This window comes from Piscinibacter sp. PDB1-1 (assembly GCF_056675995.1).
In genome coordinates this window covers 983,402-1,004,835 of record NZ_JBWVZJ010000001.1, presented here as the reverse complement: position 1 = coordinate 1,004,835, position 21,434 = coordinate 983,402, and the positions used below count along the sequence as shown (strand labels likewise).

Here is a 21,434-nt window from a genome sequence, read left to right as displayed (position 1 = left end):
GCAGGGCAGCCGATGTCCGTCCCCGATGAGTTCGGCCGCCCGTTGCAGGGCTGGCGGCTGCGCCTCTACGTGATCATCTTCGAGGCCGACACCCGCGCGGGGCGTGCCTTCGACGTGGCGCTGCTTGTCATGATCCTGGCGAGCGTGGGCGTGGTGATGGCCGACAGCATGGCGTCGGTGCATGCGCAGTACGGCGACCTCTTCCATGTGCTCGAGGTCGTGTTCACGGCGACCTTCACGGTGGAGTACATCGCGCGGCTCGCCTGCGTGCGCCACCCGACCCGCTACGCGCGCAGCGTGTTCGGCATCATCGACCTGGTGGCGGTGCTGCCGACCTACCTTGCCGTGCTGGTGCCCGGCCTGCACGCGTTGATCGACGTGCGGGTGCTACGCCTATTGCGCGTCTTCCGGATCTTCAAGCTGGGCGCCTATGTGGCGGAGTACGGCGCGCTGGGCCACGCGCTGGCCGCGTCACGTCGCAAGATTTTCGTCTTCATCTCGTTCGTGATGCTGGTCGTGCTGATCATGGGCACGCTGATGTATGTAGTGGAGGGCCCCGACAACGGCTTCACCAGCATCCCGATGAGCGTGTACTGGGCAATCACCACCATGACCACCGTCGGCTTCGGCGACATCACGCCGCAAACCGACCTCGGACGCCTGATCGCCTCGGTGATGATGCTTCTGGGCTGGGGCACCCTGGCCGTGCCGACCGGCATCGTGAGTGCCGAGTTCACCGCGCAGCGCATGCGCCGCGGCGTCCCGACCACGCGCACCTGCCACGAGTGCCTGAGCGAAGGCCACCTGCCCGAGGCGCGCTTCTGCCGCGATTGCGGTGCGCGCCTGCCTGCGTGGATACGCGACGGCCACGATCACGAAGCCGCCATTCCCGGCGCAGCGGACAAGAGCTGAGCCGCTCAGCGGCCGAAGCTCACCGAGCCGACAGCAAGGCCAGTACGCGGCTCGCCGCCTGGCCGGTCAGGCGTGCGTCGTGTGCCGTGATCTGCAGGCGCCAGATCAGCCACGGCAGCATCGCCTGCGTCGGAGGCTCAGTTGGCAGAAGCTCGATGCTCGGTGCCGCCAATGGCGTGCTGCCAGGCCCTTCAGCGGCTGTGGCGCTTGTGGGCGGCGTGGCGAGGGCCTCGCTCAGCACGCGCGTGGCCTGCTCGATGGCGTCAGCGGCTTCGGGCCGGTCGAGTTCTGCCGCGTTGCGCGCGAGCATGAGTCGCAGCACCGCCACGTGGGCCATCAGGCGCTGGCCGTGGTCGAGCAGCACCGTCAGGTCTTGCACGGGCGGGCGCACGGTGGCCGGTTCGGCGGCACTGCGCTGCAAGGCGGCGGCCAGTGCAGAAAGCGCGTCGTACGCGCGCCGCCGCGCCAGCCGTTGATCGACCGCCGCGGCGGCGTCGAGGTTGCCGAGCGACTGACGCGCGTAGTCGTGAAGGGCCCGCACGCAGCGCTGCACCGTCTGCGGCAGGCTGCGGCGCTCCCACCACGGCAGCACGTAGCTGAAGGCCCACGCGAGAAGCGCGCCGAGCACGGTGTCGGCGACGCGCTCGGCGATGGGGAAGCCTGCGCCGGGGTTGGCGAGGTGCGCCTGCAGCAAGGCCATCACCGTGGCGGCCACGGCGGTCACGAAATAGCGCTCGACCGCGAATGCATGCGCAAGGCTCACCGCCAGCAGGAACACCAGGCCCATGATGGCCTGTGACGGCACATGTGCGAGCACCAGCACCAGCAGGCAGCCCGCCAGCGTGCCCAGCACCCGCGTGTTGCGGCGGGCGAGCGTCTGCCCGAGATTGCCGCGCAGCACCACCGCCACGCTGAGCACCAGCCACTGCGGGTGCGAGGCCCAGGGCAGGGCCAGCGCGATGTAGTATGCCGAGCCCAGCGCGAGTGCTGCGCGCAGTGCGTGGCGCATCACGGGTGACTTCAGCGTGGCATGTGGCCGCAGCGCTGCGAGCGGCCAGCCCGCGGGGCCGACGAATTGCGCGAGCTCCTTGTTCGAGAACGGTTGCGCGACGGGCGCGCCGCGCAGCGCGGCCTGCATCTGATCGAGCTCGCGCTCCATGTGCAGCACGCGGTTGACAAGCGCCGGCAGCAGCCGCGCGCGGGCGTCGCCGGTGGGCAGGGTGACGCCGCCGAACAGCGTGCCCACGGTGCAGGCTTCGCGCGGCGTGCTGGGCGGCGCCAGTGCGGCGCCGCCCAGCACAGCCGACCGCTGGCCCTCGAGTTCGTCGGCCATGCGGCGCAACCGCGCACCTAGTGCGCGGCGCACCTGGCGGCCCGCGTTGTCCTGCCCGAGCAGGTTGATGTCGAGCTGGCTGGCCAGCAGCAGGTCGCGCAGCTCCAGCGTGTGCAGCAAGACCGCAATCTCGCGGCTGGCATGGCGCCCTTCGGCCGCCGGAAAGCTCAGGTCACGCGCCGTTTGCAAGCGGTCGGCGAGCGCCGCCTCGTTGAGCACCCAGGTCTGCAACCTGGCCGAAGGGCCGCTCTGGTCGTCTTCCACCGCGTCGAGCAGGTCGGCGCGCGAACGCATCAGCCGCACCATGGCGCCCAGTGCATTGGCCAGCACCAAGCGGCGATAGCGCCGTTGCAGCACGCTCACGACACCGAGCGACCACAGCAGGTAGCCCAGCACGCCCGCGGCGTGCCACCCCATCACCTGCCATGTGTCGTGGCCCGCAGGCAGGCCCATGGTGAAGACGATTGCGAGGATCGGTGCGAACGACACGGCACCGGCGCGCGGGCCCCAGGCCATCATCATCATCGCGATGAACACCACGAGCGAGATGCCCAGCCCCAGCCACAGCGGGTAGGGCATCAGCAGCGAGATCACCAGCGCCGCGAGCGTGCCCCCGACGCCCGCGCTCAGCACCCGCCGCCACGAGCGCGCGGGCGTCTCGGGGATGTCGGCCAGGCTGGAATACACCGCACCGCTGACCGCCAGCGCCGCCACATGCGCCCCGAAGGCGAGGCCGAACAGCAACTGCAGCAGGCCGATGCCGATGCCGACCGTGATGCCGTTGAGCACATGCGCGGGCAGGGCCAGCGCGCGGCGAGCGAGGGCGGGCAGGGGAACAGGGTCGGTGAGGGAGGCCATTGGCTGCGCAGCATAGGGCAGACCCGCCTGACAGGGATGCTGGCCGCACACACGGGCGCCGCGGCGTCTTCTCTGCCGCCGTCTTAACCTTGGCCTAACGCTCGGCTAATGAACGCTTCACCGCGCGTGCCTATCTTTCGCTGCAGGCGCGGCAACCTGCCGCACATGTTTCCCCCGCCGCATCGGAAGAAAGGCTCACCATGAAACTCAATCCCCTGAACGCAACCCTCGTGGCGGCTGGCGCGCTGGCCATGGGCACCGCGGGTGCCTTTGGTCTGCCCAACTGGATGAAGAAGGACGAGCCCGTACCAGCCACATCCGTGGCCGCGCTGAGCACGCCCGTCGCGGCGGCTGCTGCCGTGGCGCCGGTGGCGCCCATTCCGCCGCAAAGCGTAGTGCCGAACTACCGCGCCATCTTTGCGCAGGCCGGACCGGCCGTGGTCGGTGTCACCGTGTCGGGCGAGCACAAGGTGTCGGACGACGAGCAGCCCCTGCAGGGCCTGCCGCCGGGCATGGAGAACGACCCGTTCTTTCGCTTCTTCCGTGGCCTGCCGGGCATGCAGGCCCCGCGCGGCCGGGGCGGTGCGCCGTCGGAGCCGTTCCGCGGCCAGGGTTCGGGCTTCATCATCAGCGCCGATGGGTTGATCCTGACCAACGCTCATGTGGTGCGCGAGGCCAAGGAGGTCTCCGTCAAGTTGAGCGACCGGCGCGAGTTCTCGGCCAAGGTGCTCGGCGCCGACCCCACGACGGACATCGCCGTGCTGCGCATCAGCGCGAAGGATCTGCCGACCGTGCGCCTGGGCAACCCCAAGCAGCTCGAAGTGGGCGACCCCGTGCTCGCCGTCGGCTCGCCCTTCGGTTTCGAGCAGACCGCCACGCAAGGCATCGTGAGCGCCAAGGGCCGCTCGCTGCCCGGCGACTCGGTGGTGCCCTTCATCCAGACTGATGCAGCGGTGAACCCCGGCAACTCCGGCGGCCCGCTGTTCGACGGCAGCGGGGCAGTCGTGGGCATCAACGCGCAGATCTACTCGCGCTCGGGCGGCTACCAGGGCCTCGCGTTCGCGATCCCGATCGACGTGGCGCTGAAGGTCAAGGACCAGATCGTCGCCACCGGCAAGGCCAGCCATGGCCGGCTGGGTGTGACGGTGCAGGACGTGAACCAGTCGCTGGCCGAATCCTTCGGCATGAAGCGCCCTGATGGCGCGCTGGTGGCCAGCGTGCAGCGCAACAGCGCGGCGGCCAAGGCAGGCCTGAAGCCGGGTGACGTGATCACCGAGGTGAACGGCGAACCCATCGTCCGCTCGGGCTCGCTCAGCAGCACGATCGGCATGAGCAGCCCGGGCGAGTCGGTCAAGCTGAAGGTCTGGCGCGATCAGAAGTCGATCGACATCGACGCCAAGCTCGGCAGCGCCGACGAGCCATCCAAGCAAGCGGCTGGCAAAGACCCCGCGGAGCAAGCCAACCAGCTCGGCTTGTCGCTGCGCCCGCTGACGCGCGACGAGCGCCGCGAGGTCCAGGGCGATGGCGGCATGGTGATCGAGAACGTGAGCGGTGCGGCCGCGCGGGCGGGTGTCGAGGCGGGTGATGTGCTGGTGGCCATCAACGGCAAGCCGGTCACATCGGTCGATCTGGTGAAGAGCGTGATGGCCTCCAAGCCCAAGAGCGTGGCCCTTTTGATCGAGCGTGACGGAGAACGCATCTTCGTGCCGGTAAGCCTGGGCTGAGTTCGCGTAGGACAAGAGCGCAAGGCGCTTCGGCGGCGACACAGGGCGATCGGGCTGTGATTTGATGAACGTCTCTCATCAACCATGAGGATCTCGTCATGAAGTTTCAGTCCCAACACCTGCTTTCCGCCGTGGCCGCCGCGGCTCTCCTCGCCGGAACGTCGGCATGGGCCCAAGAGGCCGTGCCTGCACCGGGCCCGGGCCAGGCGGCACAGTCCGTCGCCCCCGGTGAGGCCGTGCCTTTGCCGGATGCCCAGCAAGGCGAAGGCGGCGTGGCCTACGTGACCGGTGGCGTGGTGTACGAAGAATTGCCGGCCTTCAACAAGGCGCGCACGCAGTACCCGCTCAACATCGAGATCTACGAGAAGGCCGGTGCGCGCAACCAGTTCACCGCCGACGCGCAGGTCAAGCTGATGGACCGCAGCGGCAAGGTGCTGGTCGACACCCGCTCAGACGGCCCTTACCTCTGGGCCAAGGTGCCCCCGGGCCAGTACAAGGTGGCGACCACGCTCAATGGCGTGACCAAGGAGCAACGCGTGTCGGTGGCCAGCGGCCGGTCGACGCGTGCAATCTTCGTCTTCACGCCTGAGTCTCAGCAGGTCTCGCAGCGCTGATTGCGCGCGAGCGCCGCAGTCGGGATCAGCTGCCGCTCGCCGCCAGCAGAGCGGTGTAGCGTCGCTGCATTTCGGAGGGCTGCAGGTTCTCGATCGAATGGCCCAGCAGCCACACGTGGCCGAAGGGGTCGCGCATCAGGCAGCTGCGCTCGCCGTAGAACTGGTCCGCAGGTGGGCGCAACATCGTCGCGCCTGCCGCGATCCCGCGTTCGAGCATCTTGTCGCAGTTGTCGACGTGCAGGTGGATGGTCAGGCTGCGGGGCGCTCCTGCGTCTGGCGGTACGAAGCCCAGATCCGGGTAAGGGCTGCTGAGCATCAGCACCATGTTCGGTGCCAGCTGCAGTTCAAGATGGCCGACGCGCCCTGACGGCTCGGTGAGGCGGAAAAGCTCCACGGCCCCGAACACCTCGGTGTAAAAGGCGACCGCCCGGGGTACATCGCCCACGCAAAGATACGGGTACATCTCGTGAACGGCGTTGTGCGCTGTCGTATCCGGCTGGCTCATGTCCGTCTCCTTGAGTTCGATCTGCAGACCGAGCGATGCTAGGCCGCCCGCCTCACCGTGTATTGGAGATTTTTTCGCTCACAGCTGCGGAGGCTGCGCGCACGGCCACATGCGTCGGCTGCTGGGGCGACACCGGCCGGTAAGCACCGGGTGTGATGCCGGCGAGGCGCTTGAACTCGTTGGCAAGGTGCGACTGATCGGCGTAGCCCCCGTCGAGCGCGGCCAGCGCCCAGTCGCCCGGCATGTGCTGCGCCAGCCTGTCGATCAGGGTGTTGAAGCGCAGAACCCGCGCATAGCGTTTGGGTGTGAGGCCTACGGCACGCTCGAAGCGCGCGATGAACTGCGTGGGGCCGAAGCCGCTGCTCCGCTGAATACGCTCGACCGCCGCCGAGGCGGGATCGCGCTGCATGGTTGCCAGTGCCGCCAGCACCATCGCATCGGCGGCGGACGCGCGCTTGAGCCGTTCGAGCAGCCAGGATTCAAGGTGCTGCAGACGTGCCTGCGGGTTCGCGATGGCCTGAAGCTGCTCGCGCAACCGCTGCGCGCTGGGGCCCCAGAGCGCATCGAGCGGCACGGTCGTGTTGCGCAGTTCGGGCAAGACCGGGCCGAAGAAGCCGGCCGCACCGCCGGGCTTGAAATGAACCCCGACCACCAATGAGGCGCCCTGCGTCGCGCGCTGGCTGCTGCGGTCTTGCGCGCCGTGGACGACTCCGCCTCTGAAGTGCTCGCCGACGAGGTCGTCGACATCGCGGAAGCGGCCGATTCGCTGCTCGTCGAGCAAGGGGATCACGAGGTCAACCCGCCCTGTGGGCAGGTTGCGCTCTCGGGCGTGCGGCAGCGGCGCGCGTTCGCAGGTCCACAAGGTGTCGACAAAGGTGGCCAGGGGTGCGATGGGGCAGCGTGAGAGCAACATCGCGAAGGCCGTTCATCAGAGCTGCGTGCGCAGCGACCAGATCTCTGGGAAGAGCACCACATCGAGCATCTTGCGCAGGTAGCTCACGCCGCCGGTGCCACCGGTGCCGCGCTTGAAGCCGATCACACGCTCCACCGTGGTCACGTGGCGAAAGCGCCAGAGCCGAAATGCGTCTTCGAGGTCGGTGAGTTCTTCGCCGAGCTGGTACAGATCCCAGTACTGCTGCGGCTTGCGGTAGACGGTGAGCCAGGCGGCTTCGACATCGGGGCTGGCGGTGTATGGCTGCGTCCAGTCGCGCTCGATGCGGTCGGCGGGCACGGCGATGCCGCGGCGTGCGAGCAGGCGCAGTGAGTGGTCGTACAGCGACGGCGCACGCCATGCCGCATCGACCGAGGCCAGGAGGTCGGGCCGGTGCGCGTGCGGCTTGAGCATTGCCGCGTTCTTGTTGCCCAGGCTGAACTCGATGCAGCGGTACTGCCAGCTCTGGAAGCCGCTGCTGTTGCTCAGGTAGGGGCGGATGGCCGAGTACTCGGGCGGCGTCATGGTGGCGAGCACATCCCAGGCATGAACGAGTTGCTCCATGATCTTGCTCACACGAGCGAGCATCTTGAAGGCGCTGGCGAGTTGGTCGTTCTCCACGCAGCGGATCGCAGCCGTCAACTCGTGCAGCATCAGCTTCATCCACAGCTCGCTGGTCTGGTGCTGCACGATGAAGAGCATCTCGTTGTGATCGGGCGAGAGCGGCACCTGGGCGTTCAGCACCTCGTCGAGGTGAAGGTAGTCGCTGTAGCTCATGTCGCGCGAGAAATCGAGTTGCGCGCCTTCGTGGCGCTGCTCGTCGTGCTCGCCTTTCGGCGTATTGGCGCTCATGTGACCGCTGCCCGTTGATTGAAGCGCGGCTCGCGCCATTCGCCGCTGTGCAGTACCTGCACGAGGTGCTCGACGGCATCCCACGCATCGGTGTAGCGGGTGTAGAGCGGGGTGAAGCCGAAGCGCAGGATGTCCTGAGCGCCCGCTGGGTGAGACTTGTCGCCGCCCCTGAAGTCCCCGATCACCCCGCGCGCGATCAGCGCCTGCATGATCGGGTAGCCCGAGTCAGGGTGCGCAAAGCTGACCTGGCTGCCTCGCAGGCTGGGCTCGCGCGGTGATGCGAGCTGCAGGCCGGCGCAGCGCGATTCGACCAACTTGATGAACAACTCCGTGAGCGCCGTGGACTTGAGTCGCAAGGCGGCCATGTCGGCGGCGAGCACGGTGTCGACGCCGCACTCCAGCGCAGTCATCGACAGCACGGCTGGCGTGCCGCACAGGTAGCGACCGATGCCCGCCGCCGGCCGGTAGTCGGGCGTGAACTCGAACGGCGCGGCGTGACCCATCCAGCCCGACAGCGGTTGCCAGAAGCGATCGGCGTGGCGCGGGTGCGCCCACACGAAGGCCGGTGCGCCGGGTCCGCCGTTGAGGTACTTGTAGCCGCAGCCCACGGCAAAGTCGGCACCGCTGCCTGTCAGGTCGACCGGCAGGGCACCGGCGCTGTGCGCCAGGTCCCACACGGTGAGGCCGCCTGCTGCATGCGCGGCGCGGGTGATGGTGGCCATGTCGTGCAGGCGGCCGGTGCGGTAGTTCACCTGGGTGAGCATCAGCACGGCCAGGTCACTGTCGAGGTGTTGCGCGATCTCGTCGTGTTCGACCAGGACCAGCCGAAGCCCGTGCTCGCGCGCAAGGCCCTCGGCGATGTAGAGATCGGTCGGGAAGTTGCTGCGCTCCGAGACAATCTTGCACCGCCCGGGGCTGTCAGATCGGGCAATGCGCAAGGCCGCGCTCAGCACCTTGTACAGATTGACCGAGGTGGAGTCGGCGACCACGAGTTCGTCTTCTCCCGCACCGACGAGCCGCGCGATCTTGTCGCCCACGCGGCGCGGCAGGTCGATCCAGCCGGCGGTGTTCCAGCTCCGGATGAGGCCATGGCCCCATTCGTGCCGCACGGCCTCTTGCAAGCGCGGTGCCGTGGCACGGGGCAGTACGCCGAGCGAGTTGCCATCGAGGTAGATCACGCCTTCGGGCAGGTCGAACTGCGCGCGCAGGGGGGCGAGTGCGTCTTGCGCGTCGAGCGCGAGGCAGTCTTGGCGGGTTATGGGCATCGAGTCTCCCCGAAGGCTTGTTGTTCGGCGATCAAAGCTCGCGCAGCACGGCGCGCACGGGCGAGGCGCAGGCCTGGGTCAGCTTTAAGGGCAGCGCGATGAGTTCGTAGTCGCCGGCGGGCACCTCGTCGAGCACCAGGTTCTCGAGCACGCGCAGGTGGTGGCGAAGCAGTTGCTGGTGGCTGTCCAGTGTCTTGCTCTCGGCGGGGTCGACCGATTGGCTGTCGATGCCGACGAGCCGCACCCCCAGGCTGGCCAGCCAGGCGAGCGCCTCGGGCGCAAAGGCCGAGAACTCGGGTGACCAGGCCGTGGGTGCGCGCTGGCAGGTTCGTACCAGCACACGCGGCGGCAGTCCATGAGCCACTGAGGCGAGGTCGGCGACCTGGATCAGGCGCGCCGGGCCGATCGCGTGGATCACGCGGCAGGGGCCGAGGTACGGGTCGAGATCAACCTCGCCGATGGCGGCCGCGTCGTTCGCGTAATGCAGCGGCGCATCGGCGTGGGCACCGACGTGCGGCGACATCGTGATTGCGCTCAGGTTGACGGGGCAACCCGGGCCGATGCGCGCCGTCCAGGTTTGCGTGTAGGGCTGGTCGCCGGGAAAGGGCGGCGTGCCGGGGCCGATGGGGGGCGAAATGTCGATCAGGCGCTTGGCAGATGTCATGCTTTGCTCCTGGGGCCAGGGGGGCTACGTCGACCGGGGTGTGCGCACCACGGTCACGCTGCATTCTGACTGCGTCGTGACCTGCGCGGACACACTGCCCAGGTAGCGAGTGATGCCTCCGCTGCTGCGCGCGCCGATCACGATGTGGTCGACCTGATTCTTGCGCGCGAACTCGATGATGGCGTCCGCCGCATCGGGCGACTCGAGCACGTGGAAGGTCACGCGACCGGCCTGCGCGTCGGCGGTCAGCTTGAGCGAACGCCTCAGCGGCAGCGCCCAGTGCTTGAGCTGCACCAGCAGGTTGACGTGCTTGCTGCTGCCGTCGGCTTCCATCAGTTCGTCCATGCCGATGCGGTTGACCTTGAGCACGGCCATGCAGGCCAGGCGTGCTCCGGGCACGGTCTGCATCAGGCGCTCGACGGCCAGGCGCTGGGTTTCGAGCAGTTCGCGCTCCGCGCCGGCGACGTCGACCGCCACCAGCACGATGGGGCTGCGCGCCAGCTGGGCCGTGGCGTTGGCACGTGGCGAAGGCTCGTTGCCGAGGGCCGAGAACCAGCGGCTCAGCACTTTCATCGTGCCGCTGCGCTCGCGCCGCGTGGCGCGCTCGGTGAGCACCACCTGCTCGGGGTTCTGGAGTTCGAAGGCGAACTGCGCGGCCGTCTGCTGCCGGTTGGCGGGCAGCGGCTCCAGCGATTTGAGGATCACCTCTTGCAGCCAGGGCGGGCAGTCGCGCCGCAGCATGGCGGGTGGTGTCGGGTCCCGGTAGAGGCGCTGGCGCAGGCCGCGCACGCTGTCGGGCGAGCCGAACGGGCGCTCGCCGGTGGTCAGGTGATAGAGCATCACGCCGAGCGCGAAGAGGTCGCTGCGCGGGTCGTTGCGCACGAACTGCACCTGCTCGGGCGACATGTAGGGCGCGGTGCCGAGCGGCAGCTCGAAGTCTTCGTCGAGCAGGTCGGGCAGGTGCTCGTGGCGCGAGAGGCCGAAGTCGATCAGCACCGCCTCGCCGCCTTTGCCGTCGACCATCGGGCGGAACATGATGTTGCTGGGCTTCACGTCCAGGTGCACCAGGTGCTGGCGGTGCAGGTCGTGCAGGGCGGTGGCCACGCGGGTGCCGATGCTCACGATCTCGTCGAGCGGCAGCGGCGCCGAATCGAGCCGCGCGCGCAGCGAATCGCCGGGGATGCGCTCCATCACGATGTACGGCTGGCGGGTGATGTCGCCCTTGGCAATGAAGCGCGGCACATGCACGCCGGACAGGCGCGGCAGGATCATCTGCTCGACCTCGAAGCCGACGATGCTGGCCGGGTCTTCGCCGCCGTGGATGCGGGGCACCTTCATGATCAGCGGCATGAGGTTGTCGGCGCCCGGCAGCATGCCGGTCGCGCTGTCTTCTTCGACCGTGCCTACCTGCCACAGGTGGGCCATGCCGCCCTGATGCAGGTGCTTCTCGAGGCGAAAGCCATCGATCTCCAGGCCCGCGTGCAATTGCCGCAGCGGGTGGGTGGAGGGCGGGGGCGTGGCGTTGAACTCAGCCGCCATCTTTTAGGCGCTGCGCCAGTCGGGCGGGCAGCCCGGCCGCGACCACCTTGGCGGCCGCGGTGTCGTGGTCGTAGGGAATGCGGTGAAAGGTGAGCTCGCCCGTCTCGGTGTCGAACATGGCGTAGCAGGCTGCGGGGTTGTTGTCGCGTGGTTGGCCCGCCGAGCCGGGGATCACCAGCCACTGGCGCTGTGGCGACAGCGGGATGGGCACATCGGGCACCGGCGCGAACTCGCCCACCTTGCCGGTGAGGGCCAGGTGGTAGAGCTGCGGCTCATGCACGTGGCCGCAGAACGTGACGCGCGCGGCGGTGGCCTGCATGCTGTGCACGGCTTCGAGCCGCGAGTGCACGTAGCCCCAGTCGCCCGGAGCGTAGGCGTTGGCATGGACGTACAGGCGGGTGTCGTCGATGGCCGTAAGCGGCAGCGACGCAAGAAAGTCGAGCTGCGACGCCTCGAGTTGCTCGTGCGTCCAGGCCACCACCTGGCGCGCGTCTTCGACCATCGATGGCTGCGGTCCAGCCACGGCCGCGGCGTCGTGGTTGCCGCGCACCGCGAACGCGCCCTGCGCCACGTGCTCGCGCACGCAATCGACGACCCAGCCGGGGTCGGCGCCATAGCCGACGAAGTCCCCGAGAAAGGCGTACTGCTCGGCCGCCTGCGATCGGGAGTGCGCGAGCACGGCCTCGACCGCCTCGCGGTTGGCGTGCAGGTCGGTGATGAGGGCCAGCTTCATCTGACGAAGACTACTCGCCCGAGCGCCGGGCCGGCCCAGCTTGGGGCCAGGAACGCAGCCATGCGAGGGTCGTCATGAGCTCAGCCAATGCGGCCGATCAGCAAGAACTCCATCAACGCCTTCTGAACATGCATGCGGTTCTCGGCTTCGTCCCATACGGCCGACTGCGGGCCGTCGATCACCTCGGCTTCGACCTCTTCGCCGCGGTGGGCGGGCAGGCAGTGCATGAAGAGTGCGTCGGGCTGCGCGGCGGCCATCATCTCGCGGTCGACGCACCAATCGGCGAAGGCCTTCATGCGTTCGGCGTTCTCGGCCTCGAAACCCATGCTCGTCCACACATCGGTGGTGACGAGATGCGCGCCGCGGCAGGCGTCGAGCGGGTTCTTGAACGCCTTGATGCATCGGCTGTTCGACACGCCCGCCACCTTGGGGTCGATCTCGTAGCCGCTGGGCGTGCTCACGTGCAAGGTGAAGCCGAGGATGTCGGCAGCCTGCAGCCAGGTGTTGGCCATGTTGTTGCCGTCACCCACCCACGCCACCACCTTGTCGGCGATGCTGCCGCGGTGCTCGATGAAGGTGAAGATGTCGGCCAGGATCTGGCACGGGTGGTGCTCGTTCGTCAGGCCGTTGATGACGGGCACACGCGAGTTGGCCGCGAACGCCTCGATCTTGGTCTGCTCGTAGGTGCGGATCATCACCAGGTCGACCATGCGGCTGATCACGCGGGCGCTGTCTTCGACCGGCTCGGAGCGGCCGAGCTGGCTGTCGCCGGTGGTGAGGTTCACCACCGAGCCGCCCATCTGGTACATGCCCGCCTCGAAGCTCACGCGGGTGCGTGTGCTGGCCTTCTCGAAGATCATCGCCAGCGTGCGGTCGACGAGCGGCGTGTACTTCTCGTAGTTCTTGAAGCGCTTCTTGATGACCGCTGTGCGCTCGAAGAGGTAGGCGTACTCCTCGCGGCGCAGGTCCTTGAACTGCAGGTAGTGCTTGATCAACGAGGAGCCAGGCATCACGGTTTGGCCCCCAGGAAGGTCTTGATCAGCGGGCACAGGATGGCCACGATCTGCTTGGCTTCTTCGGCGCTCAGGATCAGCGCCGGCACGAGGCGGATCACGCGTTCGGCCGTCACGCTGAGCATCAGCCCGGCTTCTGCGGCCTGGCCCAGCAATTCGCCGCAGGGGCGGTCGAGCTCGATTCCAAGCATCAGGCCCTGGCCGCGAACTTCGACAAAGCCGGCCACGCCCGACAGTTCCCTTTGCAGGCTGGCCTTGAGCGCAGCGCCCACGGTGGCGGCGTTCTCCAGCAGGCCGTCTTCTTCCATGATGCGCAGGGTTTCCACACCTGCGCGCATGGCCAGCGGGTTGCCGCCGAAGGTGGTGCCGTGGTTCCCGGCACCGAGCACGTTGGCCGCCTTCGGGCCGCAGACCACCGCACCCACCGGCACGCCGGAACCCAGGCCCTTGGCGAGCGGCATCACGTCGGGCTTGATGCCCGCCCATTGGTGAGCGAACCACTTGCCGGTGCGGCCCATGCCGCATTGAACCTCGTCGAGCATCAGCAGCCAGCCCTGCTCGTCGCACACGCGGCGCACCTCGCGCAGGTACTCGACGGTGGCGGCGTTGATGCCGCCTTCACCCTGGATCACCTCCAGGAACACCGCTACCACGTTCGGGTTGCTCTTGGCCACGCCTTCGATCGCGGCCACGTCGTTGAGCGGCACACGCACGAAGCCTTCGACCAGTGGGCCGAAACCAGCCTGCACCTTCACATTGCCGGTGGCCGAGAGCGTGGCGATCGAGCGGCCGTGAAAGGCCTTCTCGTAGACGACGATCTCGGGGCGGTCAATGCCCTTGTCGTGCCCATACTTGCGCGCGATCTTGATGGCGGCCTCATTGGCTTCCAGGCCGGTGCTGCAGAAGAAGGCGTTGGTCAGGCCCGACAGCTCGGTGAGCTTGGCGGCGAGCTGCTCCTGCAGCGGCACCTGGTAGTAGTTGCTGGTGTGGATCAGCTTGGCGATCTGCTCCTGCAGCGCGGGCACCAGGCGCGGGTGGCCGTGCCCGAGCGTGTTGACGGCGATGCCGGCCAGGCCGTCGAGGTACTTCTTGCCATTGGTGTCCCACAGCCAGCAGCCTCGGCCGTACGCGAGCGCCATCGGCAGACGGCCGTAGGTTTGCATCACGTGCGGGTCGGGGGCAACGGGGGCTTTGTCGGGGGCGTTCATGGGGAGCTCCAGGCAGAAAAGTCCATTCGGAAAAAGACAAGGCCCGCAGGATCTGCGGGCCCTGGGGCGTTTGATTCTAAGGTCGCATGCCATGCCCCTGCATGACAGCTCCGTGAGGCTACATCTCGTCGATGGCCGTGGTGGTCGAGGCCGGGCCGGTGGCGGCCGAACCGGGCTCGTTGCGGCCTTCGAGCGAGAAGCGCTCGCGGGTATTGACGTAAAAGCTCGCCCCGAAGCGGGCCACCGGGAAATACTCCTGCAGGCGCACGCGCCAGAGCTCGGTGTCGATGAGCCCCTCGCGCGCGTGCAGCCAGCGCACCTGGCCGATGAAGATCTGCCGGCTGTCGGTTTCGAGCGTCTCCCACAGCGTGCACTCGAACGCCACCGGCGCCTCGACGATGCGCGAGGGCTTGACGGCGTTGCAGGGCGCGGTGTGCAGGCCCACCACCGCGAGTTCGCTCACGTCGGGCGGCATGCGCTCGCCGCAGCGGTGCATCTTCTCGGCCATGGCCTCGTCGCTGATGTGCACCACGAACTCCTTCGTGCGTGCGATGTTGGCGGCCGTGTCTTTCAGCGCGCCGTCTTTCAGGCGGTTGATGCTGATCATCACGATCGGAGGCTCTTCGCCCAGCATGTTGAACATGCTGAAAGGCGCGGCGTTGACGACGCCGCTCTCGCTGAGCGTCGTCACGAGGGCGATCGGCCGCGGCACGATCAGGCTGGCCATCAGCTTGTAGCGCTGGTACTCGGTGAGGGTGGCGAAGTCGATGTCCATGGGGCGCTCGGAGAAGTCAGTCCAGGCCGAGCATGCGGGCCAGGCTCTTGATGGGTGGCGTGCGTTCGAGACTGATGTGACGCTCCAGCTCGCGCAGGTGGGCGTCCATGGCGTGCAGGGCGCGCCGGGTGTCACCTTTCTCGATGTGATCGACGATCTGGGCGTGCTCCTGGTGCTCGCAATGGGCATTGCCGGGCGGCTCGTAGAGCGCCACGATCAACGAGCAGCGCGAGATCAGCTCGGTGAGATAGCGCTCCAGGATCGGGTTGCGCGCCAGTGCTGCCACCCGCAGGTGAAATCCGCTTGCCAGCCGGGCCCACGAGGGCTGGTCGAAGCGGTGCATGGCCTCGTGCTCCTCGGTGAGTTGGCGGCGCAGCGCGGCGAGGTCGGACTTGGTGGCGTTGCGCACCGCGAGTTCGAGCAGCGCGGCCTCGAGCGCTCGCCGCGCCTCGAAGATCTGGCGAGTTTCTTCGGGCGAGGGCGCCGCGATTACCGCGCCCCGGTTGGGGCGCAGTTCGACGATGCGATCGTGGGCGAGGCGCTGCAGCACCTTGCGCACCACCGAGCGGCTGACCGCGAACAGCTCGCACAGCGCTGCCTCGGGCAGTTTGGTGCCGGGCGTGAGCCGCTGCGTCATCACGCCTTCGAACACCGATTGGTAAATGCGCTGCTCGATGTCGGTGCCCCTGGCCTGGCCCGGCAGCGTCACAGGCGCCGGCCCGGTGGATGCGGCGTGGGCCCGCGTGGCGGTGGTCTTGGCGGAGGCTCGTCGGGTGGTGGTGGCCATGTGTCGGGCTCAGGCGGTCGAGGTGGCAAGAGTGTCCATCGCATTGCAGATGGCGCCCGGCGTGGTGAGCCAGATCTCGTCGCGCCGGTTGCAGAAGTGCTGCAGCGCACGCCGCAGGTGGCGCAGCCTGTAGGGCTGGCCCACGAGGTAGGGGTGCAGGGCGATGCCCATCACCAGGGGCTGGTGTTGGGATTGGTCGAGCATCTCGTCGAAGTTGTCGATGATCATCTGCGCGAAGTCTTTGGCATCCATCTGCCGGGCCACGATCATGGGGATGTCGTTCAGCTCCTGCGGGTAGGGGATCGACCAGATCGAGCCGCCATCGCGCGTGCGCAGGCGCACGGGCTGGTCGTCGTGGCACCAGTTCAGGGTGTAGCGGTAGCCGGTCTCGGCCAGCAGGTCGTGGGTGGCGTGGCTCTCCGAGATCCATGGCGACAGCCAGCCGGTGGGGGCGGTGCCGCTGTGCGTGGCGATGCGTTCCCGGCAATGGCGCAGCAACTCGCGCTCGTCGGCCTCGCACATCTCGCCCTGCCGTTCGGCGTTGGTGTGGCCGTGGCCGATGAGCTCGTCGCCACGCACGGCAAAGGCCTCCACCACTTCGGGGCAGTGGTCGTAGAGCGAGGTGTTGATGAGCACGCCGCTGGGCAGCGCGAGGTCGTCGAACAGCTCCAGGCAGCGCCACACGCCCACCCGGTTGCCGTACTCGCGCCATGCGTAATTCAGGACATCGGGGTGCGGCAGGGCCGGCGCCAGATTGGCGCCCAAGCCGGTGCCGAACGCGAAGTGTTCGATGTTCAGCCCCAGGTACACCGCGAGGCGCTTGCCACCGGGCCAGTCGTAGTCGGGGCGGCGCGTGATGGCCGAGTAATCGAAGCGCCCATGGTGGGGCAGCGTGGCAAATCGCGGGCTCATGTCTGGTGCGGCGGGGTATTGGTTTTGGTGCGCAGTCGAATGGCTAGATTGTCAACAATCTATATAGATCGGTGAGAGCAAGAACGAAGCCACGGTGCAGACACGCGGTGTGGACGATCGTGGCACAGAGCTTGCGTCGAGCGCGGCATCGCCTTGTTGCCGACTCTGGAGACTCCTCATGCGTTCTTCGTTCCTTGCTTCCCGTCGTGGCCTGCTGGCATTGGCTGCGGCCCTCACGTGCGGCTCCTTGTTCGCAAGCGCCGCGCGCGCGGCCGAGCCGATCAAGATCGGCCTGGTCACGGCCTTGTCGGGCCAATCGGCATTGGCGGGCGAGGCGATCACGCGCGGCGTCACGGTCGCGATCGACGAAGTCAACGCCAAAGGTGGCCTGCTGGGCGGCCGCAAGCTCGAACTGGTGCGTCGCGACGACGAAGGCAACCCCGCCAAGGGCGTGCTGGCCGCGCGCGAGCTGATCTATAAGGAGAAGGTGGCAGTGCTCTTCGGTGGGCTGGACACGCCGGTCTCGATGGCCATCGTGCCCATCGCCAACCAGGAGAAGGTGCCCTTCATGGGCCCGTGGGCCGCGGGCACGCCCATCACCAAGAACGGCGCCAACCCGAACTTCGCATTCCGCGTGTCGGCGGTCGATGAGATCGTCGACATCGGCATGCTGGCCTACGCGCAGAAGAACTTCAAGGCGACCAAGCCCGGGATGATCCTCGTGAACAACCCCTGGGGCGAGTCGAACGAGAAGGGTCTGAATGCCGCGCTCGCGGCCAAGGGCATGAAGGCCGTGGGCGTGGAGAAGTTCGAGGCGAACGACGTCGATGTGGTGCCGCAGCTCACACGCCTGAAAGAGGCCGGTGCCGATGTGCTCTTCATGGTCGGCAACGTGGGCCCCTCGGCGCAGGTGGTGAAGTCGCTCGACCGCATGGGCTGGAAGGTGCCCATCGTCTCGCACTGGGGGCCGGCGGGCGGCCGCTTCACTGAGCTGGCCGGCCCCAATGGCAAGAACGTGCACTTCGTGCAGACCTACAGCTTCTTCGGCAAGCAGTCGCCGGTGGGCGAGAAGGTGATCGCTGCGCTCAAGGCCAAGTATCCCAACATCAAGGGCCCGGACGACATCACGCCCGCCGTGGGCGTGGCCAATGCGTACGACGCCCTGCAGCTCTCGGCGCTCGCCATCGCCGCGGCCGGGTCGACCGAGGGCGACGCCGTGCGCCAGGGCTTCTACAAGATCGGCAAGTACGACGGCCTGATCAAGAGCTACGACAAGCCCTTCACGCCGACGGTGCACGACGCCGTGACGGCCGACGACTACGTGTGGGCGCAGTTCATCGACAACCGCATCCTGCCGGTGGGCATGGCCAACTGACGTGCTGTTGCTCTCTGCGCTGATCAGCGGCCTCGGGCTGGGCAGCATGTATGGGCTGATGGCCCTGGGCTTTCACGTCACCTACGCGGTCTCGGGCACGGTGAACTTCGCGCAGGGCAGCTCGATGATGCTCGGTGCCGTGCTCACCTATGCTTTTGCCCAGACGCTGGGTTGGCCCCTGGTGCCGGCGATCGCGCTGGCGCTGCTGCTGTGCGCGGCTTACGGGCTGGTGGTCGAGTTCTTTGCGGTGCGGCCGTTTGCCGACCGGGGCTCGAACGCCTGGCTGATGTCCACCGTGGCCCTGGGCATCGTGCTCGACAACGTGGTGATGTTCACCTTCGGCAAGGAGCCGCGCAGCCTGCCTTCGCCGCTGGCGCAGACGCCCATTGCCCTGGGTGACGTGGGCCTGGGCGTGTACCCGCTGCAGTTGCTAATCCCGGTGGTGGGCCTGTCGCTCGCAGCCGTGCTGCACGCGGTGGCGCGCCGCACGCGATGGGGTGTGGCGATGCTCGCGGTGGTGCAGAACCGCGATGCGGCGCGGCTGATGGGCATCCCGATCCGGCGCGTGGTCGCGGGCGCGTTCGCGCTGTCGACGCTCTTCGCCGGCATGGCCGGCGTGCTGATTGCGCCGCTCTTCAATGTCGAGGCGCACATGGGCACTCTGTTCGGCCTGAAGGCATTCGCCGTGGCCATCCTCGGCGGCATCGGCAGCGCCTGGGGCGTGATGCTCGCCGGTCTGCTGTTCGGCGCGAGCGAGGCCTTGGTGACCGCCACGCTCGGGTCAAGCTACACCCAGATCATCACATTCGCGCTGGTGATCGTGGTGCTGGCCGCCAAACCCAACGGGCTGTTCGGCCGCATGGACGTGAAGAAGGTATGAGGGGCGGTTGGAGGTTCGCGCAGTGGGCCCTGTCTGCTGCGGCGCTGATCGCCAGCGTGGCGCTCGCCTCGCAGCTCAACGGCTACTACGTGTTCGTGCTGGCCAACGTGGCGCTGCTGGCGATCGTGGGCGTCGGCATGAACATCCTGCTGGGGCTCACGGGGCAGGTGTCGTTCGGGCACGTGGGCTTCTATGCGATCGGTGCGTATGCGGTGGCCACGCTCACCTTGAAGGCGGGGCTGAGCTTCTGGCTGGCCTGGCCGTTGGCGGTGTTGTTGTCGGGCGCGGCAGGGTGGTTGCTTTCGCTGCCGGCGCTGCGGGTCAAGGGGCCGTACCTCGCGATGGTGACCATCGCCTTCGGCTTCATCGTCGAGCACGGGGCGGTGGAGTGGCGCTCCCTCACCGGCGGCCAGAACGGCCTCATGGGCATCGCGCAGCCCCGTCTCTTCGGTTGGCTCGAAGGTGAGCGTGCCGTGGCGGTCATTGCCTTGCTGGCCTTGGCAGTGGCACTGGTGGGTTACGCCTGCCTCGCGCGCGGCACCTGGGGCGCGGCGATGCGGGCGGTGAAAGACAGCGAGACGGCCGCCGAGTCGATCGGCATCCACCCGCTTCAGGTGAAGACGGTCGCCTTCGCGCTCTCGGCCGCACTCGCGGGTCTGGCGGGCGGGCTGTTCGCGCCGCTGTCGGGCTTTGTCACGCCGAACAGCTTTGCGTTCATCCAGTCGATCCTCTTCGTGCTGGTGGTCGTGATCGGTGGCGGCGGTTCGGTGCTCGGCCCGGTGATCGGTGCCGTGATCGTCGGTGTGCTGCCCGAATTGCTGTCCGGGCTGGAGGAATACCGCCTGTTGTTCTTTGGTGGCCTGCTGCTGGTGGTGCTGTGGGTGGCGCCGGACGGCGTGGCTGGCCTGTGGTCGCGCTGGGTGCGGGCGCCCCGTGAGACACCGCCGCCTGCGGATGCTGGCCAAGCGCTACCGGTGTCGTCTCGCGGGCGGCAGGTGCTGCGCGCCGAGGGCCTGTCGCGCGTGTTCGGTGGTGTGCGTGCGGTGAGCGAACTCAGCTTCGCCGCGCCGCCCGCGGCCATCACCAGCCTGATCGGGCCGAATGGCGCAGGCAAGACCACGGCGCTGAACATGCTGAGCGGCTTCTACCAACCGTCGGGCGGTGGGTTCCACTTGGGTCCGCAGGCCTTGCATGGCCTGGCGGCATACCGTGTTGCGCGCAGCGGGGTGGCGCGCACGTACCAGACCTCGCAGTTGTTCGCCTCGCTCAGCGTCGAGGACAACGTGGCACTGGCGGTCTGCCGTGGCCGCCTGGGGCCGTTGCTTGGGGCAAAGTCGTTCCGGCGGGCAGAGGTGCGCGCGCGCAGCCGAGCGCTGCTTGCGGCATGCGGCTACGCGGGCGCGCTGCACACGCCCGCTGGCGACTTGCCGCATGTGGATCGCCGCGTGGTCGAGATCGCGCGGGCGCTCGCTACCGACCCTGAAGTTTTGCTCCTCGACGAGCCGGCGGCGGGCCTGTCGACCGAAGACAAGACCCGGCTGGCCGCACTGCTGCAGCGCATTGCACAGGCGGGCATCGGCGTGCTGCTGGTGGAGCACGACATGTCGCTGGTGATGGGCATCTCGCACCAGATCGTGGTGCTCGACGCAGGCCAGCGCCTGGCCGCGGGCACTCCGGCGCAGGTGCAGGGCGACGCGGCCGTCCGCAGGGCGTACCTGGGCGAAGGCGGCCTGAGCCTGCAGCGCAGCAGCGTCACGCCGCGCAAGGGGGGCGAATCGGCGCCCGAGGTGTTGCATGTAGGCGCTCTCGTCGCGGGTTACGGCGCCGCGCCGGTGCTGCGCGGGATCGATCTGCAGGTGCGCCGCGGCGAGATGGTGGCGCTGCTGGGGGCCAACGGCGCGGGCAAGTCCACGCTCATGCGCGCGTTGGCCGGCCTGCACCGGCCACTGCGCGGCGGCATCACGCTGGCCGGTGAAGACCTGGTGCCGCTGGGCGCGGAGCAGGTCGTGGCGCGTGGGCTGGTGCTGGTACCCGAAGGCCGCCAGGTGTTTGCGGAGTTGAGCGTGCTCGACAACATCCGCCTCGGCGCGTTCCTGCGGCCCGAAGGGCGCGAGCAGCGGGTCGAAGAGATGCTGGTGCGCTTCCCGCGATTGCGTGAGCGCCTGCACCAGCGCGCGGGCCTGCTGTCGGGCGGCGAGCAGCAGATGCTCGCCGTGGCGCGCGGCCTGATGGCACAGCCCACGGTGCTGCTGCTGGACGAGCCCTCGCTGGGGCTGGCACCCAAAGTGATCGAGGAGCTGTTCCAGGCCCTCGACCGCCTGCGCGAGGAGCAGATGACCATCGTGCTGGTCGACCAGATGGCGGCGCTCGCACTCGCGCTGGCCGACCATGCCTGCGTCATCGAAGGCGGGCAGGTGGTTGCGCGCGGCACGGCCGCGGAGATGTCGGCTGATGTGGTGCTTCAGCGGGCCTATCTCGGCGCCGCGTAGCGACCCGGCCGGCAGACGGGTTTAGTTCACGGCGTCGTGTGCTGCGCTGCAGCACTTAAGCGGCA

Annotated in this window: 19 protein-coding genes; 6 read left to right on the top strand and 13 right to left on the bottom strand. The window is 68.2% G+C overall.

Annotated features, from left to right (window positions below):
* Positions 1-12 precede the first annotated feature (12 nt).
* Positions 13-912, top strand: a complete 900-nt coding sequence (locus AC1KAR_RS04520; RefSeq protein WP_480314888.1) for an ion transporter — start codon at positions 13-15, stop codon at positions 910-912.
* Between the two features lie 19 nt (positions 913-931).
* Here the strand turns inward: AC1KAR_RS04520 and AC1KAR_RS04515 are convergent, their stop codons facing one another.
* Positions 932-3,103 (bottom strand): FUSC family protein, encoded by a 2,172-nt coding sequence (locus AC1KAR_RS04515; RefSeq protein ID WP_480314886.1) that lies wholly within the window; start codon positions 3,101-3,103, stop codon positions 932-934.
* Between the two features lie 200 nt (positions 3,104-3,303).
* Between AC1KAR_RS04515 and AC1KAR_RS04510 the strand changes: the two genes are divergently transcribed.
* Together AC1KAR_RS04510 and AC1KAR_RS04505 are read left to right on the top strand one after the other, a co-directional pair.
* Positions 3,304-4,827 carry a Do family serine endopeptidase gene (locus AC1KAR_RS04510; protein ID WP_480314883.1) on the top strand — a complete coding sequence of 508 codons (1,524 nt, stop codon included), beginning with the start codon at positions 3,304-3,306 and terminating at the stop codon, positions 4,825-4,827.
* A gap of 98 nt (positions 4,828-4,925) precedes the next feature.
* Positions 4,926-5,441, top strand: a complete 516-nt coding sequence (locus tag AC1KAR_RS04505) for a carboxypeptidase regulatory-like domain-containing protein (RefSeq protein WP_480314881.1) — start codon at positions 4,926-4,928, stop codon at positions 5,439-5,441.
* A 25-nt stretch (positions 5,442-5,466) separates the two neighbouring features.
* On the opposite strand, the gene AC1KAR_RS04500 is transcribed toward AC1KAR_RS04505, so the two are convergent.
* The 12 genes from AC1KAR_RS04500 to AC1KAR_RS04445 all read right to left on the bottom strand — a co-directional run bounded on the left by AC1KAR_RS04500 (position 5,467) and on the right by AC1KAR_RS04445 (position 16,625).
* On the bottom strand, positions 5,467-5,946 hold the full coding sequence (locus AC1KAR_RS04500; protein WP_480314879.1) for a VOC family protein: 480 nt from the start codon (positions 5,944-5,946) through the stop codon (positions 5,467-5,469).
* Between the two features lie 52 nt (positions 5,947-5,998).
* Positions 5,999-6,859, bottom strand: a complete 861-nt coding sequence (locus AC1KAR_RS04495; protein ID WP_480314877.1) for a DUF6597 domain-containing transcriptional factor — start codon at positions 6,857-6,859, stop codon at positions 5,999-6,001.
* Between the two features lie 15 nt (positions 6,860-6,874).
* Positions 6,875-7,729 carry a tryptophan 2,3-dioxygenase gene (kynA, locus tag AC1KAR_RS04490; protein ID WP_480314875.1) on the bottom strand — a complete coding sequence of 285 codons (855 nt, stop codon included), beginning with the start codon at positions 7,727-7,729 and terminating at the stop codon, positions 6,875-6,877.
* Positions 7,726-8,994 (bottom strand): kynureninase, encoded by a 1,269-nt coding sequence (kynU, locus tag AC1KAR_RS04485; protein ID WP_480314873.1) that lies wholly within the window; start codon positions 8,992-8,994, stop codon positions 7,726-7,728. The genes kynA and kynU overlap by 4 nt, the downstream gene beginning before the upstream one ends.
* 31 nt (positions 8,995-9,025) lie before the next feature.
* Positions 9,026-9,658 carry an arylformamidase gene (gene kynB, locus AC1KAR_RS04480; RefSeq protein WP_480314871.1) on the bottom strand — a complete coding sequence of 211 codons (633 nt, stop codon included), beginning with the start codon at positions 9,656-9,658 and terminating at the stop codon, positions 9,026-9,028.
* A gap of 24 nt (positions 9,659-9,682) precedes the next feature.
* Positions 9,683-11,197, bottom strand: a complete 1,515-nt coding sequence (locus AC1KAR_RS04475) for a protein kinase domain-containing protein (RefSeq protein ID WP_480314869.1) — start codon at positions 11,195-11,197, stop codon at positions 9,683-9,685.
* On the bottom strand, positions 11,187-11,930 hold the full coding sequence (locus AC1KAR_RS04470; RefSeq protein WP_480314866.1) for a metallophosphoesterase family protein: 744 nt from the start codon (positions 11,928-11,930) through the stop codon (positions 11,187-11,189). Before AC1KAR_RS04470 ends, AC1KAR_RS04475 begins: the two co-directional genes overlap by 11 nt.
* An 80-nt stretch (positions 11,931-12,010) precedes the next feature.
* Positions 12,011-12,940 carry an ornithine carbamoyltransferase gene (gene argF / locus AC1KAR_RS04465; protein ID WP_480314864.1) on the bottom strand — a complete coding sequence of 310 codons (930 nt, stop codon included), beginning with the start codon at positions 12,938-12,940 and terminating at the stop codon, positions 12,011-12,013.
* Positions 12,940-14,151, bottom strand: coding sequence for an acetylornithine/succinylornithine family transaminase (locus AC1KAR_RS04460; RefSeq protein WP_480314862.1), 1,212 nt, complete (start codon positions 14,149-14,151; stop codon positions 12,940-12,942). Before AC1KAR_RS04460 ends, argF begins: the two co-directional genes overlap by 1 nt.
* Positions 14,152-14,269: 118 nt before the next feature.
* A complete protein-coding gene (locus AC1KAR_RS04455) occupies positions 14,270-14,926 on the bottom strand; it encodes a flavin reductase family protein (RefSeq protein WP_480314860.1) in 657 nt (218 codons plus the stop codon).
* Between the two features lie 16 nt (positions 14,927-14,942).
* Positions 14,943-15,713: a GntR family transcriptional regulator gene (locus AC1KAR_RS04450; protein WP_480314858.1), complete on the bottom strand. Its 771-nt coding sequence runs from the start codon at positions 15,711-15,713 to the stop codon at positions 14,943-14,945.
* Positions 15,714-15,722: 9 nt separating this feature from the next.
* A complete protein-coding gene (locus tag AC1KAR_RS04445) occupies positions 15,723-16,625 on the bottom strand; it encodes a polysaccharide deacetylase family protein (protein ID WP_480314856.1) in 903 nt (300 codons plus the stop codon).
* 178 nt (positions 16,626-16,803) lie between these two features.
* Between AC1KAR_RS04445 and AC1KAR_RS04440 the strand changes: the two genes are divergently transcribed.
* Genes AC1KAR_RS04440 through AC1KAR_RS04430 form a run of 3 tightly spaced genes read left to right on the top strand, consistent with a single transcriptional unit; the run spans position 16,804 to position 21,369 of the window.
* A complete protein-coding gene (locus AC1KAR_RS04440) occupies positions 16,804-18,000 on the top strand; it encodes an ABC transporter substrate-binding protein (RefSeq protein WP_480314853.1) in 1,197 nt (398 codons plus the stop codon).
* Position 18,001: 1 nt separating this feature from the next.
* Complete coding sequence (locus AC1KAR_RS04435; protein ID WP_480314851.1) at positions 18,002-18,880, top strand: branched-chain amino acid ABC transporter permease; 879 nt, start codon at positions 18,002-18,004, stop codon at positions 18,878-18,880.
* On the top strand, positions 18,877-21,369 hold the full coding sequence (locus AC1KAR_RS04430; protein WP_480314849.1) for a branched-chain amino acid ABC transporter ATP-binding protein/permease: 2,493 nt from the start codon (positions 18,877-18,879) through the stop codon (positions 21,367-21,369). Before AC1KAR_RS04435 ends, AC1KAR_RS04430 begins: the two co-directional genes overlap by 4 nt.
* Positions 21,370-21,434: the final 65 nt, after the last annotated feature.

Bases quoted from the DNA above. Each gene is read 5' to 3' on its own strand.
- kynA (WP_480314875.1), bottom strand. From the start codon at position 7,729: ATGAGCGCCAATACGCCGAAAGGCGAGCACGACGAGCAGCGCCACGAA.
- AC1KAR_RS04495 (WP_480314877.1), bottom strand. From the start codon at position 6,859: ATGTTGCTCTCACGCTGCCCCATCGCACCCCTGGCCACCTTTGTCGAC.
- AC1KAR_RS04450 (WP_480314858.1), bottom strand. From the start codon at position 15,713: ATGGCCACCACCACCCGACGAGCCTCCGCCAAGACCACCGCCACGCGG.
- AC1KAR_RS04445 (WP_480314856.1), bottom strand. From the start codon at position 16,625: ATGAGCCCGCGATTTGCCACGCTGCCCCACCATGGGCGCTTCGATTAC.
- argF (WP_480314864.1), bottom strand. From the start codon at position 12,940: ATGCCTGGCTCCTCGTTGATCAAGCACTACCTGCAGTTCAAGGACCTG.
- AC1KAR_RS04505 (WP_480314881.1), top strand. From the start codon at position 4,926: ATGAAGTTTCAGTCCCAACACCTGCTTTCCGCCGTGGCCGCCGCGGCT.
- AC1KAR_RS04500 (WP_480314879.1), bottom strand. From the start codon at position 5,946: ATGAGCCAGCCGGATACGACAGCGCACAACGCCGTTCACGAGATGTAC.
- AC1KAR_RS04510 (WP_480314883.1), top strand. From the start codon at position 3,304: ATGAAACTCAATCCCCTGAACGCAACCCTCGTGGCGGCTGGCGCGCTG.
- AC1KAR_RS04520 (WP_480314888.1), top strand. From the start codon at position 13: ATGTCCGTCCCCGATGAGTTCGGCCGCCCGTTGCAGGGCTGGCGGCTG.
- AC1KAR_RS04470 (WP_480314866.1), bottom strand. From the start codon at position 11,930: ATGAAGCTGGCCCTCATCACCGACCTGCACGCCAACCGCGAGGCGGTC.
- AC1KAR_RS04460 (WP_480314862.1), bottom strand. From the start codon at position 14,151: ATGAACGCCCCCGACAAAGCCCCCGTTGCCCCCGACCCGCACGTGATG.
- kynU (WP_480314873.1), bottom strand. From the start codon at position 8,994: ATGCCCATAACCCGCCAAGACTGCCTCGCGCTCGACGCGCAAGACGCA.
- AC1KAR_RS04455 (WP_480314860.1), bottom strand. From the start codon at position 14,926: ATGGACATCGACTTCGCCACCCTCACCGAGTACCAGCGCTACAAGCTG.
- kynB (WP_480314871.1), bottom strand. From the start codon at position 9,658: ATGACATCTGCCAAGCGCCTGATCGACATTTCGCCCCCCATCGGCCCC.
- AC1KAR_RS04440 (WP_480314853.1), top strand. From the start codon at position 16,804: ATGCGTTCTTCGTTCCTTGCTTCCCGTCGTGGCCTGCTGGCATTGGCT.
- AC1KAR_RS04475 (WP_480314869.1), bottom strand. From the start codon at position 11,197: ATGGCGGCTGAGTTCAACGCCACGCCCCCGCCCTCCACCCACCCGCTG.
- AC1KAR_RS04430 (WP_480314849.1), top strand. From the start codon at position 18,877: ATGAGGGGCGGTTGGAGGTTCGCGCAGTGGGCCCTGTCTGCTGCGGCG.
- AC1KAR_RS04515 (WP_480314886.1), bottom strand. From the start codon at position 3,103: ATGGCCTCCCTCACCGACCCTGTTCCCCTGCCCGCCCTCGCTCGCCGC.